At 40.3% G+C, this 16893-nt stretch carries 13 protein-coding genes and 2 tRNA genes; 3 read left to right on the forward strand and 12 right to left on the reverse strand.

Annotation, left to right across the window (positions count from 1 at the left end; genetic code table 11):
- Positions 1-248 precede the first annotated feature (248 nt).
- The 12 genes from H9626_RS11250 to H9626_RS11305 form a co-directional block, all read right to left on the reverse strand.
- A tRNA-Met gene (locus H9626_RS11250) sits at positions 249-319 on the reverse strand.
- A gap of 205 nt (positions 320-524) precedes the next feature.
- Positions 525-1253 (reverse strand): hypothetical protein, encoded by a 729-nt coding sequence (locus tag H9626_RS11255; protein WP_191710517.1) that lies wholly within the window; start codon positions 1251-1253, stop codon positions 525-527.
- Positions 1254-1283: 30 nt separating this feature from the next.
- The gene (locus tag H9626_RS11260; RefSeq protein ID WP_191710518.1) at positions 1284-1703 is read right to left on the reverse strand and encodes a pepsin/retropepsin-like aspartic protease family protein; all 420 of its coding nucleotides are present in this window, start codon (positions 1701-1703) and stop codon (positions 1284-1286) included.
- Between the two features lies 1 nt (position 1704).
- A complete protein-coding gene (locus H9626_RS11265; RefSeq protein ID WP_191710519.1) occupies positions 1705-2496 on the reverse strand; it encodes a WG repeat-containing protein in 792 nt (263 codons plus the stop codon).
- Positions 2497-2519: 23 nt separating this feature from the next.
- The gene (locus H9626_RS11270) at positions 2520-3140 is read right to left on the reverse strand and encodes a hypothetical protein (RefSeq protein ID WP_191710520.1); all 621 of its coding nucleotides are present in this window, start codon (positions 3138-3140) and stop codon (positions 2520-2522) included.
- Positions 3141-4233: 1093 nt separating this feature from the next.
- Positions 4234-5295: a DUF3871 family protein gene (locus H9626_RS11275; RefSeq protein ID WP_191710521.1), complete on the reverse strand. Its 1062-nt coding sequence runs from the start codon at positions 5293-5295 to the stop codon at positions 4234-4236.
- Positions 5261-6145 (reverse strand): AAA family ATPase, encoded by an 885-nt coding sequence (locus H9626_RS11280; RefSeq protein WP_191710522.1) that lies wholly within the window; start codon positions 6143-6145, stop codon positions 5261-5263. Before H9626_RS11280 ends, H9626_RS11275 begins: the two co-directional genes overlap by 35 nt.
- A gap of 89 nt (positions 6146-6234) precedes the next feature.
- Positions 6235-6504, reverse strand: a complete 270-nt coding sequence (locus tag H9626_RS11285) for a hypothetical protein (RefSeq protein WP_191710523.1) — start codon at positions 6502-6504, stop codon at positions 6235-6237.
- Between the two features lie 297 nt (positions 6505-6801).
- A complete protein-coding gene (locus tag H9626_RS11290; protein WP_225230980.1) occupies positions 6802-8487 on the reverse strand; it encodes a hypothetical protein in 1686 nt (561 codons plus the stop codon).
- A gap of 32 nt (positions 8488-8519) precedes the next feature.
- Positions 8520-10931 carry a hypothetical protein gene (locus H9626_RS11295; RefSeq protein ID WP_191710524.1) on the reverse strand — a complete coding sequence of 804 codons (2412 nt, stop codon included), beginning with the start codon at positions 10929-10931 and terminating at the stop codon, positions 8520-8522.
- Positions 10932-11045: 114 nt separating this feature from the next.
- Positions 11046-12323 carry a phage integrase SAM-like domain-containing protein gene (locus tag H9626_RS11300; RefSeq protein ID WP_191710525.1) on the reverse strand — a complete coding sequence of 426 codons (1278 nt, stop codon included), beginning with the start codon at positions 12321-12323 and terminating at the stop codon, positions 11046-11048.
- Positions 12324-12453: 130 nt separating this feature from the next.
- Positions 12454-12527: transfer RNA gene (locus H9626_RS11305), tRNA-Ile, on the reverse strand.
- 159 nt (positions 12528-12686) lie between these two features.
- On the opposite strand from H9626_RS11305, the gene H9626_RS11310 reads away from it, so the two are divergent.
- From H9626_RS11310 to ribF, 3 genes are read left to right on the forward strand one after another with little or no spacing between them, the layout of a single operon-like run.
- Positions 12687-15332: a calcium-translocating P-type ATPase, PMCA-type gene (locus H9626_RS11310; RefSeq protein WP_178256317.1), complete on the forward strand. Its 2646-nt coding sequence runs from the start codon at positions 12687-12689 to the stop codon at positions 15330-15332.
- Positions 15333-15334: 2 nt separating this feature from the next.
- A complete protein-coding gene (locus H9626_RS11315; protein WP_191710526.1) occupies positions 15335-15961 on the forward strand; it encodes an HAD family hydrolase in 627 nt (208 codons plus the stop codon).
- On the forward strand, positions 15958-16887 hold the full coding sequence (ribF, locus tag H9626_RS11320; protein WP_178256315.1) for a riboflavin biosynthesis protein RibF: 930 nt from the start codon (positions 15958-15960) through the stop codon (positions 16885-16887). The genes H9626_RS11315 and ribF overlap by 4 nt, the downstream gene beginning before the upstream one ends.
- The last annotated feature ends 6 nt before the right edge of the window (positions 16888-16893 follow it).

The raw sequence follows: 16893 nt of genomic DNA on the forward strand, positions 1-16893 counted from the left end.
ATCATAACTTGGCTTTTTGGACGTAAAGTTAATGATGGAAGTTGGAGACGAAAATACGTGGTTTACCGAATGCTTACAATGATACAGGTTTAGATATTCTTCCTATTAAAATCCATAAGAAATTTCTGCAATTCTATGAAATTTCAAAAGGTCACTTTCACAAAGTTTTGCTTCAAAAAGGTCACCTGAGGGTCACCAATAAAAGAAAAAGCACCTACAAAATCTTTGTAAGTGCTTGATTCTTAATGTGGACCAGCCAGGGCTTGAACCTGGGACCTCCAGATTATGAGTCTATCAAAACTTTTGCCTGAAACTACTGTATATCAGTTAGTTAATTCTCTCTTGAAAAATCAATAGAACAACTATTGAACAACAATGGCTGAGTTTATACTAAGCCAAAGAATGCACTTATTAAGGTGCTAAGTTTCTATTTCCTGCTTCTTCATAAATCACTTAGTTATTACATTATTGGGTTAATTTCAGTCCAGAAGAGGTGTATTATTAGCTATCGTAATATCATTAGTCTACTTTAAGCTAAATGTAGGCATCTCTTTCTTCTCTGGTATAATCTGAACAAATGAGAGTGTCCAAGCATCTGTGTCAAGTGTACCTATCCACTTCTTATTGCTGTTGCTTAATACCACTTCATTGCCATTCCTTTGATAACTGAAAGTCTCCTCTTTAGGGTTTATACAGGATTCCTCTGTGTCAGAAGAAATGGTTTCTTCCCAAGTTCTGGTATGCTTGAAGTTATCCAGCTCAAGGTAGACATGTTCCATTTGCTGGCCAGTATAAGGGTTGGTCTGATATAGAGTGATTGCATCTTTGGTGACTTCAAGACTGATATATGGATTGACGGTGCTTGTATAGTTCTGTGCCACATAAGTAGTGGTCTGACTGTAATGTCTGATGACCTCTACCGTGGTATATGAAATGCCCTCATCACTATAATAAAGGCATTCTCTATTGGTAAAGGTCAGCTTAGCCCGTGAGCCAACAAAGGGAAGTTCACCTTGTGTTTTCTCTTCTTCATCAGTTGTGTTGACTTCACCTGCGGTACATATCAGCTCTACATTAGGAAAGTATTTATCAAGCAAATCTACATTTTCAGGAGTAACCTGTTCTATTGGTGGAACATCAAGGTAATCATCATCATAGAATGTACCATACCTCCATTCAGTACCAGCAAGTAGTTCATCTGCTGGGAAGTTTTCCTCATCATTAGAACTACAACTCATCATTATCAGAGCCATAGCAGCAAATAAATATATCTTCTTCTAATATTATTGGGTTTTTACTACTAATCTGTCTAAGTCTACAATCCACCTGTTGGCTCTCAGGAAAGGCATACCAAGCACCCCATGCACTTGTATTCCAGATTCATTCTCTATATGCTTCATTCCCTTGTATTCCTCTATGACTGAGAACACTCCAGAATATTCTTTCCCCTCCAGTTGAAAAGTTATTCCCATATATTGGGTCTTATGCTCCTTGCCCTCAAAGCCTATCATAGAACCGCTGCCTTCAAGCTCAATGAAAGACTTGGTGAAGTGCTTGCATACAAACCTGTATATGATGTTTATGGTTGCTCCTGTATCAATCAGAAAGCATAGGTTACCTTTATTTCCATCATCAGTTGTCAACTCAATAGTAATCAGAGGTAAGCCTGTCTTAGCAATGCTCCAACTTAAATCCTGTTCCATGTTATTTTATATTAGTCCTTTGGGTTAAATTACTTGTGTCAAACTTGATAGTCTTGTTATCTTTTATTGCATAAACCACACTTCCATTGCTTCTAACAGGTAATATGTTATCATAGATGGCAGGAAGTATCTCATTACCTCGTGTATCTAAAAGCCCCCACCTCTTTATTACAGTATCATCTGTTTTCTCTTCTATGATAACTCTAAGTGACCCATATTCAACCTTTCCAATCCACTTGTATTGAATAGGTGTAATTAACTTGCCGGTAGGAGTGATTAACCCTTTCAGGAGTTTCTTGCGAGCTGTTAAAATCTTATTGTAATAGTTGAAGCTGTCATACTCTCCAAAGGGTACAGTCATTTGGTTAGTCATGATTTCAATGATGCCTTTCTGATATTCGGAGTTCATGACTATGGCATATTGAGCACCTATCAGAGATATGCTTTGATACTCCCCCATAAGCATTTCAATCCCATTGGTATTCAATACTCCACACATATTGTCTCTATATGCAACAATCATGGATTCAACCTTATTGAACTCTCCTATAAAACTGTCATATTTAGGTGGTATAACAACTTCTGCGAAGCTGTTGATAAAGCCTATCTTACCATTCTGCACCACAGGACACAAGTAGCCTTTACATGCACCAATTAAGTCTTTGGTGATATAGAGGGAGATGCCTTTGTCTCTAAGTATTTTGACATCTCCGTCACTACATATATATGGAGTGATACTTATCATCCCATACTTCCCTTGCATTCTCTTAGTTCCATTATTGTAGGGCTTCATATGATTACCATTTATATTTGATACTATTCTAATAAAACTCCTTTGAATTGTAACCTCCAGTTGGAACCATTCATTCTAATCATCAAGCAGCGAGCCATCCAGTTCTTATAATAGCAATACCAACTTCTGATAAACAAAGCATTGAAGGTATTTATTTTTATAGAAGGATTAACCAATATAGTATAGTAGGTGTAAATCGCTATTCCTATTGATACTGTAATAGGATTTAATGATTCCCACTGAGTATGTTCATCTATTATTGAAATATCTGGCTGATTCTTAAATTGAGAGTGCATGGCAAGCATACTTATTTGCTGGGATAACATAGTCATATCTGTTAAGCTATAAAGCCATTTCATTGCAGGGTTTATTTGGTTTGCAGGATTAGCTTTATATGAACTAATATGGTCTTTTATTAATAGCACAAAGTTGCTGTCTGGGGTCTCATTTGGCAAGCTGTCTGAACATAGCTTTTCCTTACTCTTTAAGCACCAATAAGCATATTGAGATTGAAGCTCTGCTAATTCTGGCATATCAGATACCTCATCAGAAGTTGGCATATATGTGGTATAACAGTCTTTGAAAGATGACTCAAAGTAGTATTCCTCAAGTAAAACATCATCTAATTCATCTATTGTTCTCATAAATTCTCCTTTTGCAGCCATACCACAAAAAGAAAGGTGTGATACTTTCCTGTTTTAGTCCAAGGTATCACCACAACACCTACAATCACAAACAGAGAAAGCCCACACCTTATGGTATGAGCATTCACTTGCTTACTGCTGTGATTGTTAGTCTTCAAAGTGGTGATTTTAGGACTGTCACAAGTAAGAAGCAAACACTTCTTTTTCCAATATGTCTTTGTTAAACTTCTACTTCATTCGCTATTCATTTAATGTTTCATGCCACAAAGATACTACTTTTCAGCAAGAACCAATCATGTAAAAGCCACTTTTTCAAAGTTAAACTCCAGCATATCAGATACCATAGGTATGGGCTGTGCCTTAACTACATACAAAGGTACTCTTATTCCCTGTTCCTGCTATACACAAATGCAAGTAATGTGACTACTGCAAGTGGTATAATCATGAACCTTAGTAATAATATCAAATCTTCCATAGGTAGATACATTAAAAGCCCCAACCTGTAATAAGCTGGGGCTTGTACAACAATAAACTACAGACATGGGCTGCTACCAGTCCAATACCTTAGCCATTATGAAGAGACCAATAAAGAACATGGCTATCTCTCCTAAGATACTTAATACAATATCCATTTCTTAAATCTGTTATTTGTTCAACATTACTCAATACAAGCGGCATTCTTATGGTCAAGAAAGGGATTAAGTTAAGGATGAGGGAATAGCCACATATCCTAACTTCCTTAAACAAACCTCTTCCTGACCATAATAGCCAACCTCTTTAATGACCAAATGCACATCTAACTCTGTCTTTATATAGAGAAATCTCAAATTAGATGTGCAATTTGTGCTTGCCTTCCTTATCCTTATAGCAGGTGTACTCACTTTCCTATAAATCAGAAAAGAGAAGTGAGTATAATCCTGTTCTGCTGTAAAGCTAATATGTTATAATATATAACATTTATAACTTAGTGCGCAGATGTCGATTTTTACTTTAATTCCTAATAAGACAGTCCAGTATTTTTCGACACAGCAAGAATTTCCTACCATAATGGATAAGGGAGGTAAGGGGAGGGAAAGTTTACTAATCAAAGTAATTACTGGATAAACCAGGAATATTCATTTTCTCCATAGAGAGCCTTATTAAGCCCCTCAGCAAGTTGGTTGGCATTGTAGGCTCTATCCAAGAAGTTATCAATATAGCTGCTCTTATTAGCTCCTGTAAGCAGGTTATACACATTCCACATGCTGATTCCGCTATTAAGGTCTTGAAGAGGTGAAAAGTTATCATCATGATAATATGCCTTGGCTACAAGGTTCACCTGTGTATCAGTCATAAGCATCAAAGGCAGTTTCCTCTTTTGCTCATTGGGCAGGTATTGATACAGCCTGCTCTTGCCCAAGAACTGTGCAAACTGCTGTTCAGTCATGTAGCTGTCCTTAAAGGCTGACATATAATAAAGGTGCTTTGATATGTTGTACTCTTGGAACAGTTGCATAGCTGAGGTAAAGAGGTCATTGATGCTCATTACCTTTAGCTCTGACTTGTAACCATCAGTGGACACACACATATTGCAGCATACCATGTTCTTGAAGCCTATGAAAACCTTGAACTTCTCTGTTCCTTTCTTACTGTAAAGGTTCTCATGGTTGTATGCCCTTACACCACCTATTGTAAGGTTAAGCCTGTTACCTGCAATGTCCTCATGAATGGTGGGTATCTCGAAGCAGAACATCATCCTCTCATAATAGATGGTCTTGTCTGTTTCCAGCAAGTCCTTTACTGGCTTGTGGATGGCTTCAGGGGTTCTTCCCTTAATCACATGGCTTACCCTTATAGCTGGGCATTCAATGGTCTCATTGGGGAATACTCTATTGGCAGCTTCCCACACAGTTTCTATAAAGCTGGGGTGTGAGATTGTTATCTCATTATCCTTGCTGAATACAGGCACTACACAGTCATTCTTCAAATGTTCAATAGTGACTTCTTTTGTATTGGCTTCTATAAAAGGTAACTTATGCCCACTTCCTGACTGTGGCACTTCTGCTTCTATTATCTCTATTGGAGTAATGACCTCCGCATCATACTTCAAACTTCTGTTCATCCTGCTTGGATAAACCAAATCAGCCCTGACAGGCTGCAACTGCATTGCTTCCATATCTTGTAAAATTAGGTGTATAGTTGATACTCTTGTTCTTTATCTCCTGCAACTCTGATTTCTTGTTCATGAAGTCAGAGGTAAGCTGCTGGTACCATTCAGGGTACTGGTGATAGATTGAAGTAAGTTCCTCAATGGATTTGGCTTGGTTTATCTTACCTCTAATCATTTCTACAGTAACCCCGTCATTGCACCAGTCATTGATAATTTGCCCTGTAGTAGGGGTTATCATGAAGTCAGGTTTGTTAATGAAAAGATTTGTCCTGTCCTTAGATACCACACACTGGTGTTTCATATTGATGTCAAAAACTATGGTAAACTCATAATCTATTCCATCCCTCATGACAGCCTTTAGACCTACCTTTTCAGGTACCATCTTGCCATTCTTCTCATTCAGCACATAATCCTGCTTGCACCTCATGGTACAGATAATATGTCTGTCTGACTGCAATATCTTCTGCATGAAGCTGTTCATTCTTGGTGTTATCTTCTGCCAGTTAGTGAAGCTGTTCCCTTGTAAGTTGGCATGGTACTCCAGCAGGTTATCCCAGCATTGGGATATGCTGTCTATGATGATTACCTCCATGCCTGCATCCTCACATACCTTTATGGCTTCCGTATAGGTTTCTGGTGTGAAGTTCTCATTCAAGCTCAATACATTGTAACTGCCCAGATGTGCATATAAATCTGCACTTCCATTCTCTGAATCAATGACTGCTATCTTAGTCCAGTCATTGCAAAGTCCATAAGCCAGCAGCAGTGCTGAATAGGTCTTTCCACTACCTGCACAGCCTTGAAGAGCAAGCTTTATCTTAGCCTGCTTCTTGGATGATTTCCTTAGATTCATCATATCAAAAAATACATTTAGTTAAACTCCTGTGGTAAATAAAAAAGGTGGCAAGCTATTCACTCACCACCTTCCTGACCTTCCTGACTACATTACAAAGTAGCCAGAGTTGGTGCTCCTCCATCCCCTTTCTGATGGAGCATGTAGAACATGTCACCTGTATCAGGTGAACATACTTGTGAAATGACAGGATTGGTGATTTCACCGTTGATGAACTTCTCACTCACAGCTCCTGTCTCAATGCCATACACGAAGAAGCATTTACCTGTATAAGGATTCTGCTTCACTTCAATCTTGTTTACACTCATCTTGGACTTGAACTCTTCAACAGTCATAGTCTCCAAAAACTTTAACTTTTCCATTTGTCTGTAATTTTAAGTTGTTAAACATCAGTTGCAGGGGGAGAGTTAGTACCCAATAGAGTTAATGCCATTCATCAGTCTAAACCTCACTACTGGGGGTATCTCCCACTCCAAAGCAAGGGGAGGGAGGGTAAAGGTGGTTAGAGCTGGCTCATGGAAGTCCAGAAGAGGTGAAAAAATAAAATAAAAAATTTTTGTAGTATAGCAGCTTGGGCAGTAGAAACAGTTATCTACTTCTATGTGTAGATATAATAAACCCCTGCTTTCTGTGGTGAAAACAGGGGCAGTTTCGGTCTCTCACGTATGTGATAACATATTGTGATATTTCACTTCGCTTGGCTTCCAATAGTCTATACTTAATGTTGGAGGTATTCCTATGGCTTTGTTGAGTTCCTCTCTCATTACAGCTTGTACATACTCCCTATGTTCAACCGTTGTCGCAATAGAGTCATGTATAGTGAACACTGGAACTTGATGGTTGCACTCCTCCCATATCTTTTTACAGCACCTATGGAGTATAATCTCACTCTCCATTGATTGCAGCAGGCAAGCTAACCTATTGTGCTGTTTCTTGACAGGGACTCCTTTATACCTATGCTTAATGATTTTAATGAGTTGGGCTACTTTGGGGAATAATTTAATGCTGAATATATTCTTCATACTGTTAATAGTGGAATTGTCATGCTTCCCCTGATTGCTTGAGAACAAGAGATAGAACATCAATACCTTTGCCTCATCTCTACTAATAGGACTCTGCAAATGGGATTGGCATACTTCTGCTATGGTTTCATACATCCTGCCATTAGCTACAACCTCTTTGTATTGAATGAAATCATCATTAGAGCACTTGCCAAAGAACTTTTCCAGTTCCAATGGTAGAGCTACAGAGGTTATACTTCTTTGTATATCTTCTGGAAGTGAATAGAGGCTTAATGATAGCTCATTATTAACATGCCAGAACATTGGGTTAAGCAATGCACAGATAAGGTATGGTTGACTATTTTTTATATCAATACATACCAATTCTTGACCACCATAAGTAAGGAAATTTCTGTAGTCTTTCTGTATATTGGTTATAGCTGAATGCAGCCTATGTACATGGGTATCAATGGAAACCTTATAATCTCCTATATCAATGCTGTTGATATTGTATAGTGCAGCTTGATATTGGGTCAATGGGTGCTTCCTGACTATTACACTCTCATTTGTCTTATCTTTATTAATATCCCATGACTGTATGCCTTGACTAAGCTTGTATTGCATAAGGTCTTGGGCATAAGAGATTGCTGCATGCTTGTCTATATGCAGCTTTTGTGTGAGATACCAATGGGACAGATAGGGGGAGTCTTCACTTAGGGTATTAGTTATAAAAGTGCCATTTTCCTCACTATAGACTTCTTGTGGAATAGCTTCTACCTTGCCTTGAAAGGCATGGTAATCATATCTTTTTAATGGCACATTGGCATACTGCTTTGTGAACTTGTAGCCTTTTGACTTCTCACCTTGAATATACTGCCCATCAGTACATAACACTCCTGTTCTTATGAGATAGTCAAGATAAGGTAAATAGTCCTTGAAAGCATTCCTTATGAGCTTGGAGTTAATAGACACATAACCATCTTCTGTAATGGAATCCTTATTCTTAGCAGGTATGGAACTGATAAGCCCTATTATATAGATAAGTCTGTCAGGGTCAAAATAAGCCCCAAGAGTTCCATTGATATTGACAGATTTTACATGTCCTGAATTATCCTTTACAAAGAAATAGTCTGTAACTGGATATTGAGCTAAATGGGCTTCTAAATCCAAATTACTTGGAATCATAGCAAAGTAACCTGAATATTTTAATTGAATACCTAAAGAGCTTACTATAGCATGCTTAGGCTCTAAGGAAGCAAAGTAGTTGACAAACTTTTCTTTTATATCACTCCACCTCTTACAGAGTATATAACTAACTGTATTATCCCTATTTATTCTATCCATTATGGTAGGAAATTTTTTTATTTCAAAGGTAGCTAAGATTTTTCAGACTGAGGCTTCTTTGACTTCTTATTAGCCTGAGTATCTGATATTATAAATAATTTTAACAAATCATCCTCATTCTTGTCTATCCTGTCCTTGTGACACTTGAAGCTAAGCTCTGACTTAATGATATACTCTCTCTTAGGTCTTTCTGTCTCAAAAAAGCACTTGAATAGAGTAATGGGCTTTCTGGTATTCTCTGACCAGTCCCTATGAAAGTGATACTGTATGATGGAGTTCATTTTCTCTCTGATTTCAGCATTGGTGTACTTCTCTCCGACCTTGAACGCTTCATTTACTGACAGCCTTAAAGGATGGTTCTCAACTAAAGACCAGTATATGACCTTGTTATTAAAGTTATTGAAGCCTATCTTATTGCCACTTTCAATGTGTTTCAAGTTGTCTATAAGCTCTTCTGTTCCCATGTAGGAGTATAGCTTGGCTACCTCCTTATAAACCTTTCTATGAATACTGCTACCTTTCTTACCTTTCTCATCAAGATATTCTTGATTGAGTTTATTATTTATATGAAGTTTCAATATCTCATCCAGTATGGCTATCCTTTCTTTGAGTTTCTTGGCACTCTGACGCTTTTTCTCCTCCTTTTCTATCTCTTGCTGAGCTTCTGGAATCTCCTCATTATTATTGGGTTCTGAGGAGGTAATGCTATATAGCTCTTTGAGTGCCTTAGCTAAAGCTGTAGGTTTGCTGTAATAGGTATTGCTGAGGTTTACCCTTAACAGTAGGCTGTCTATGTTCATGTAAGCCGCTGAATCCTTGCTCCAGTAATCCCTTCTAATCAACTTGATATTGGGCAGTCTGCCTCTTATTCTGCCTGTAGCCTTGTTTCTCAGGGTGGTGCCTACAATAGAGAACAGCCTTTTCAAACTGTTATCCCCCTCACTCAGCTCATCAGCAGTATTCAACAGTTTCACTATCTTTTCAGCCCTTTCTACAAGTACATTAATTTCCATTTCCCATTGCCAATGGCAGGCTGCCTCATTATGTATTACAGTGTCACTTAATATATTAGTTGGTTTGCACAGGCTATAGACTTTGATTATATCCTTGATTGACATCAAAGTGCTGCCCTTATTTGTATCAGACACAATAATCAGATGGCATTTGCCTTTTATTTGCAGGTTATAATCTCTATAACCCAAGAATGTTATTCTTTTAGGCAGGGATTTAGATTCACCTATTGCTTTGAAGAACTTTCCAGCCTCCTCTTTATTGAACTCCCTACACCATATACAGCACTCTTTCTGCATATCCTCTTTTAAGTTGAGTATGGCTAATCTTGCCTGTTGTATAGAGGTATAAACCACCAGTACCTTGTCTTTAGCTGGCAGCTTCTCTATAGCCTCCTTTAACGCTCCAATAATATTGCTGCATGATATGACCTTGATGTTCCTCTTGGGCAGGTTCTTCCACTTGATGACATGTACTTCCTCATTATTCAGGACAGGATGAGTAAATGCTCTATAGTCTGTGGTGTAGATACACCTTTTGCCTTTGGGGAACTTCAAGTAGAAATCCAGCACCTTGCCATTGTCAGCCTTATATGTACTTTCAGCTTGTAACTGTTCCATATCCTTGACCATGAAGAAGTACTTCTTCACTACGTCCTCTTCCTGACCCTCCTTGCTTAGCTGGTACAATAACTTGCCTGCACTATTAGGGGTTGCAATAAACTTGTGCCTTGATTGCTTCTGAATATAGTCAGATATATCCTCTTCTCCTATTTCCTTGCTGACATACAGGCTATTTGAATATTTCTTAGAGTTTCTATATGCTTCACTTTCATCAGGGAATACTATAATGGAATCCCTGTCTGAGCACATTTCCAAGTAGGTAGCTCCTATATGTGGCACCTGACATTCTATGATGCCACAAGGTGTTTCATTCCATATCTCAGATATGCACCTGACACTTTCATCACATTCAATCACCTTTATTGATGGGGGAACTTTTTCAATTTTAGAGGACAAAGGCTGCTTCTCCTGTTCTATATCTTTTGAAATAGAAAAAATACTGCTGGCAGTAGAATGCAGGGCTTCTATTCTTGGTATGTCCTTACTGAAGCTGGCTATTTCATCAAATAGGTTGCTTTTCTTTGACTTTTCTAATGCTGGTGAAGTATCTGACTTGTTGCTATTGGTTGTACTTTCTACAGGGAGAACATCTGTTGAACTATCTTTCTTAGAAGTAGAATTTGAAGTGCCCTCTTTGTCTATATCTAATGAAGGGACAGATGGCATATCTGCTGGAGCAAACATAGCATCAAGACTGCTGAATATATCTTCCATTTGTCTTGCCTTGGCTTCACGCTCCAAGTCCTTGTCTGTGGTATTCCCACCTACAGATAGCTTAAATAAACTTTTCTTATTGCTGTTGCCTTTCATCACTACTACAATATCATTATATTATATATAATACTTAGTGCGCAAAGATAGAAAAGAATCCCCATAATACAAGTGGTGAATACGGAGATTCTTTACTACAATCCACTTCTGGACTTAAATGTAAGCACCATTACCAAACACATATTCCATTACCAACCTGTTAGCCTCATTTTCAGGTTCAAAGTCTCTCTCAATATAGATGTCTGTAACTTTCATAGCCTCATCTATATGATTAAGGGCTGAATGAACTGTGTACTTGTCAATGCCTACCTTATTCACTGCTAAAGTAGCCCAACTATGCCTCGCAGCATAATATTCCAAGTCATCTACTCCTATCAGTTTGCCTATCTCTTTCAAACCATAGTTGATAGCTTTATTAAAGCTGTCTGCTGTACTGTAATGGTGATAGAAGTTGAAAATCCTTTGCCCTTTAATATCCCTATATTTCTTCAATAAAGGCATTATCAAAGCAGGTACCTTCACTTGCATTTTGGCTTTATCAACTCTTCTGCTGGTGGTCTTAGTTCTATAATAGGTAATTACATTACTATCCAACTCACTACAGTTATACAAATCTGCTGAATTTATCCCTATCAAGCAGAAAGATAAGATAAAGCAATCCTTAGCAAGGTTATATCTGCCTTGAGTTTCTTTTCCTCTACTGTTGTAAAGGTAAGGCAACTTATATATCTGCCTGATGAGGTCTGCTGATATGGCTCTCTTACGGGTAGCTTCCTGTTTTGGTATTTTAAAGTTCTCAAAGGGAGAACTGCCAATAAGTATGATATTCCTGTCATAGTCATTATAATGCTTCTTGGCTTCATTGAACAAGTGCCTGATACTTCCTAAATAGAGTGATAAGGCTCTATTAGAGGGTACTCTTTTGCCTTGTCTTATCAGTTCCTTTACCTTAACTTCCCTTCTTGCATTGATGTATGAGGCAAATCTCTCCAGCAAACCTTTAGTCAACTGACTTATCTTTAGCTCTTCTTGACCTAAGAAAGCCACTAAAGCATTGATAGCTGTAGTATAGTTCTCAGCTCCTTTAATGGTCGCATGAGTTATCCACTCTCTGCTGAATTGAATGAAGTCTATCTCTTGGGATTTTATCTGTTCACCTTTCAGATGAGCTATGATGTCATCTAAGGTGTAGTGATTGATGTCAAGCTGTAGCCTTGCACACACTTCCTGATAATACCTTACTATGGTATCTGCCTCTTTAATAAACTTGGGGTTCTTTAGTTTGAATGATTTAGTTAAATCTTCTTGCCTAACAAAGATATTGGTAGACAGTCTTTTGACCTCCCTGTTATAGGTCATTCTAATCTTTACATTGTAAGTACCATCACTTTTCTGCTTGCTCTTTAGTACTTCTGCTTTGAATGTCAACATGTTATCTCAAATAATTTGGGAACAACAATAGACCAACATCAGCAGATTTCAGGCATATTCCTGTCAAGATTCATAAACAGAGGATAAAAATAAAACTCCCATAAGCATTTAACTTACAGGAGTTTATCAGTGGACCAGCCAGGGCTTGAACCTGGGACCTCCAGATTATGAGTCTGTTGCTCTAACCAACTGAGCTACAAGTCCGGTGTTTCATTTGTGTTTCAGAAACCGAGTGCAAAAGTAATAGTTTAAAAGAAAACAAACAACATTTCGGCGGAAAAAATTAATAAAAAAAACTAATAAGTTCATTGCTTCCAATATATATTGTATTTTTGCGTCACTGAATATTTTAATTTTAGACTTATGTCACAGAATGTTAAAGACTCTCATTTGACCGGACTTACTGATAACGAAGTTCTCGAAAGTCGTCAGCGGTATGGTAGTAATCTTTTAACTCCGCCCAAACGACCTTCCATGTGGAAACTTTATTTGGAAAAATTCAATGACCCTGTGATACGGGTATTACTCGTTGCGGCTGTTTTTTCTCTGATTATTTCTATCATTGAGAATGAGTATGCTGAAACGATTGGTATCTTTTTTGCAATATTCTTGGCTACAGGGATTGGCTTTTATTTTGAGTATGACGCAAATAAAAAGTTTGATTTGTTAAACGCTGTAGGTGAAGAAACGCCGGTTACGGTACTTCGAAACGGTAAGGTACATGAAATACCTCGTAAGGATATTGTAGTGGGCGATATCGTTATTCTGAATACCGGAGAAGAGGTGCCGGCAGACGGTACGTTGGTTGAGGCGGTTTCATTGCAAGTTAATGAATCGAGCCTTACCGGGGAATTGATGGTGAATAAAACCACGGATGAAGCGCATTTCGATGAGGAGGCTACTTATCCTTCGAATGCGGTGATGCGTGGAACAACGATTACTGACGGACACGGTACGATGCGGGTTGAACGGGTAGGAGATGCTACAGAAATTGGAAAGGTGGCTCGTCAGGCTACGGAGCAGAGTCAGGAGCAGACGCCGTTGAATATCCAGCTTACCAAACTTGCCAACTTGATCGGGAAAGCCGGATTTACGATTGCTGCGTTGACTTTCATTATTTTTACCAGTAAAGATTTATACGTATATTTTAATAATAACACGGTTACCGATTGGCATCAATGGTTGGAAGTTGCCCGTATCGTGCTTAAATACTTTATGATGGCAGTGACATTGATTGTGGTTGCTGTTCCCGAAGGTTTGCCGATGAGCGTGACGTTGAGTTTGGCTCTGAATATGCGTCGGATGCTGAAGACCAATAACCTCGTGCGTAAGATGCACGCTTGTGAAACGATGGGTGCCATTACGGTGATTTGTACAGATAAGACGGGTACGCTGACGCAGAATCTGATGCAGGTCTACGAGGCGAAGTTAGATGATACCAAATCTGACTTGATAGCCGAAGGTATATCGGCTAACTCAACGGCTTTCTTGGAAGAAAAGGCAGAAGGAGAAAAACCGTCAGGGGTGGGTAACCCTACGGAAATAGCATTGCTCTTGTGGCTGAATGAGCAGGGGAAAGATTATATGGCGTTGCGCGAAGGAGCGAAAATCGTCAATCAGCTGACGTTCTCAACCGAGCGTAAATACATGGCTACGCTGGTTGACTCGCCCTTGCAAAATAAGCGTGTACTTTATATTAAAGGTGCTCCTGAAATCGTAATGAGCAAGTGTGATTTGAGTGCCGAACAGGTACGTTTGAATAATGAACAGCTATTGGCTTACCAGAACAAGGCGATGCGTACGTTGGGGTTGGCATATAAATATGTAGATGCAAGCGATCCGACCGACTGTGCCGAACTGGTGAAAAAGGGAGGCATGACTTTCTTGGGCATTTTTGCCATCAGCGATCCGATTCGTCCGGATGTGCCCGATGCCGTGAAGAGATGCCAGTCTGCCGGAATCGGAATCAAGATTGTTACGGGAGATACGCCGGGTACGGCTACAGAAATAGCACGCCAAATCGGGTTGTGGAAACCGGAAGATACAGAGCGTAACCGGATCACCGGAGTAGAGTTCGCGGCTCTGAGCGATGAAGAAGCCCTCGACCGTGTACTCGATTTGAAGGTAATGAGCCGTGCGCGTCCGATGGATAAGCAACGACTTGTACAGTTGTTGCAACAAAAAGGTGCGGTGGTTGCCGTTACCGGAGACGGTACGAACGATGCTCCGGCGTTGAATCATGCTCAAGTGGGATTGTCGATGGGAACAGGAACATCCGTAGCAAAAGAAGCCAGTGATATTACCTTGTTGGATGATTCGTTCCGCAGCATTGCCACGGCAGTTATGTGGGGACGTTCGCTTTATAAGAATATCCAGCGGTTCATCGTATTCCAGCTTACCATCAATGTGGTTGCTTTGCTTAGCGTGTTGTTAGGCGCATTCTTCGGAACTTCCCTTCCGCTTACCGTTACCCAGATGCTTTGGGTTAACTTGATTATGGATACTTTCGCTGCTATGGCGTTGGCTTCTATTTCGCCCAGTATGGATGTTATGAACGAAAAGCCACGTAAGCGCACCGATTTCATCATTACACCTGCCATGCGTAACAACATCTTCGGAGTAGCTTTCGGATTCCTTGTTATTTTAATGGGACTGTTGGTTTATTTCAAAGGATTGCCCGATGGCTTGTTGCCCGATGGAGAGATGAATGTTCATTACCTCACCATATTCTTCACCATCTTCGTGATGTTGCAGTTCTGGAATCTTTTCAATGCCAGCGTGTTCGGAACCAATCATTCTATCTTTAAGGATGCCGGTCATGCGTTGGGTATGCTGAGCGTGGCGATTATCATCCTTATCGGACAGATTATCATCGTTACATTCGGTGGAAAAGTTTTCCGTACCGAACCGCTTTCGTTGGTCGAATGGGGTTATATCATCGGTGGAACATCCATTGTATTGTGGATAGGAGAAATCTGGCGTGGTATCAAGAGACTTAACAAGGCGTGAGTATGAACGGTAATGCTGTGCGGAATGTGGTTTTCGACTGGGGAGGCGTGTTGGTCGATCTCGATGTGGAAGGCTGCATAAAGGCTTTCGAGAATGCCGGGGTAGCAGACGTGCGAACGTTGATAACCGGAACGAACGAAGCGGGACTTTTCCGCCATTATGAATGTGGGGATATCAGTACGGCTGAGTTTCGGGAGGGCGTGCGCCGCCTTACCCGCCGGTCGTTGCCGGATGAGGTGATAGACCGTCTTTGGAATATGGAGGTGCTTGATATTCCGGAGGAAAAGTTGCGTTTATTGCTGGATTTGTCCGGACGGTATAACCTGTACTTGCTGAGTAATACGAACGAATTACATTGGGAAACAGCTTCCCCGCGTGTGTTCCGTTACGAAGGTACGGACGTGAGAAGCTGTTTCAAGCAAATATTTCTTTCTTATCGTATGCGCATGGCGAAACCCGACCCGGCTATTTTCAGGCAGCTGCTGAGCGAAGCCGTGCTGAATCCGGAAGAAACATTGTTTATTGACGATGCCGAGGTTAATTGCCGGTCGGCTGCTTCGGTGGGTATGCAGACCGTTCATTATGTTCCCGGTTCCGATCTGTCGGACATATTTCGATACATTTCATGAAAATAATCACAGACGATATACAAATATCACTACCTCCCTGTGTCGCTACCATCGGGTGTTTCGACGGGGTACATCGCGGACACCGTTATCTGGTCCGCCAGTTGTGTCAGGTGGGGGAAGAGCGCCGGATGCCGACGGCTTTAATTACTTTTCCCGTGCATCCGCGTCAGGTGATGCAAGCCGATTACCAGCCTCAATTATTGTCCTGCCTTCCGCAGAAAGAGGCCCTGCTGCAAACGCTGGATGCGGATTATTGTATCATGTTGCCCTTTACCCGCCAGCTTTCGCAACTTTCGGCACGTGAGTTTATGGCGTTGCTGCGTAACCGTTTCAATGTCCGTGCGCTGGTTATCGGTTACGATCATCGTTTCGGTCACAATCGCAGCGAGAGCTTTCACGATTATTGTCGTTATGGAGAAGAGTTGGGAATGGAAGTCCGACAGGCGCGGGCATTGGTGGAAGAAGGTGTTTCCATCAGCTCGTCGGTCATCCGCGACCTGCTGAAAAGAGGACAGGTGGAAGATGCCAATCATTATTTAAGTTATCATTATTATTTAGACGGGGTAGTGGTAGACGGATACAAGGTAGGACGCAAATTGGGCTTTCCTACAGCCAACCTGCGCCCGTCGTGTGCCGACAAGTTGGTTCCTGCCGAAGGCGTCTATGCGGTAGCCGTCTATATCGGCGGGAAACGTTATGCGGGTATGTTGAACATCGGACATCGTCCTACGGTGGATAACGGCGCTGAACGGAGTATCGAGGTTAATATCTTTGATTTTTCCGAAGACATCTATTATAAGCAGATGCGCGTTGAATTTTTACATTACATTCGGGGCGAGAAAAAATTCGACAGTCTTGATGCGCTGATATCTCAGTTGCGGCGCGACAAAGAAACAATTATTCACTTGCTGAATCTGCAATCTTAAAATATT

It is taken from the genome of Phocaeicola faecium (genome assembly GCF_014837055.1).
In the GTDB taxonomy this organism is placed as follows: Bacteria; Bacteroidota; Bacteroidia; order Bacteroidales; family Bacteroidaceae; genus Phocaeicola; species Phocaeicola gallinarum.

What these genes read in the sequence shown, in the direction of transcription:
- H9626_RS11310 (WP_178256317.1), top strand. Translation starts at nt 12,687, where the DNA reads ATGTCACAGAATGTTAAAGACTCTCATTTGACCGGACTTACTGATAAC.
- H9626_RS11270 (WP_191710520.1), bottom strand. Translation starts at nt 3,140, where the DNA reads ATGAGAACAATAGATGAATTAGATGATGTTTTACTTGAGGAATACTAC.
- H9626_RS11280 (WP_191710522.1), bottom strand. Translation starts at nt 6,145, where the DNA reads ATGATGAATCTAAGGAAATCATCCAAGAAGCAGGCTAAGATAAAGCTT.
- H9626_RS11255 (WP_191710517.1), bottom strand. Translation starts at nt 1,253, where the DNA reads ATGGCTCTGATAATGATGAGTTGTAGTTCTAATGATGAGGAAAACTTC.
- H9626_RS11300 (WP_191710525.1), bottom strand. Translation starts at nt 12,323, where the DNA reads ATGTTGACATTCAAAGCAGAAGTACTAAAGAGCAAGCAGAAAAGTGAT.
- H9626_RS11265 (WP_191710519.1), bottom strand. Translation starts at nt 2,496, where the DNA reads ATGAAGCCCTACAATAATGGAACTAAGAGAATGCAAGGGAAGTATGGG.
- H9626_RS11290 (WP_225230980.1), bottom strand. Translation starts at nt 8,487, where the DNA reads ATGGATAGAATAAATAGGGATAATACAGTTAGTTATATACTCTGTAAG.
- H9626_RS11315 (WP_191710526.1), top strand. Translation starts at nt 15,335, where the DNA reads ATGAACGGTAATGCTGTGCGGAATGTGGTTTTCGACTGGGGAGGCGTG.
- H9626_RS11285 (WP_191710523.1), bottom strand. Translation starts at nt 6,504, where the DNA reads ATGGAAAAGTTAAAGTTTTTGGAGACTATGACTGTTGAAGAGTTCAAG.
- ribF (WP_178256315.1), top strand. Translation starts at nt 15,958, where the DNA reads ATGAAAATAATCACAGACGATATACAAATATCACTACCTCCCTGTGTC.
- H9626_RS11295 (WP_191710524.1), bottom strand. Translation starts at nt 10,931, where the DNA reads ATGAAAGGCAACAGCAATAAGAAAAGTTTATTTAAGCTATCTGTAGGT.
- H9626_RS11260 (WP_191710518.1), bottom strand. Translation starts at nt 1,703, where the DNA reads ATGGAACAGGATTTAAGTTGGAGCATTGCTAAGACAGGCTTACCTCTG.
- H9626_RS11275 (WP_191710521.1), bottom strand. Translation starts at nt 5,295, where the DNA reads ATGGAAGCAATGCAGTTGCAGCCTGTCAGGGCTGATTTGGTTTATCCA.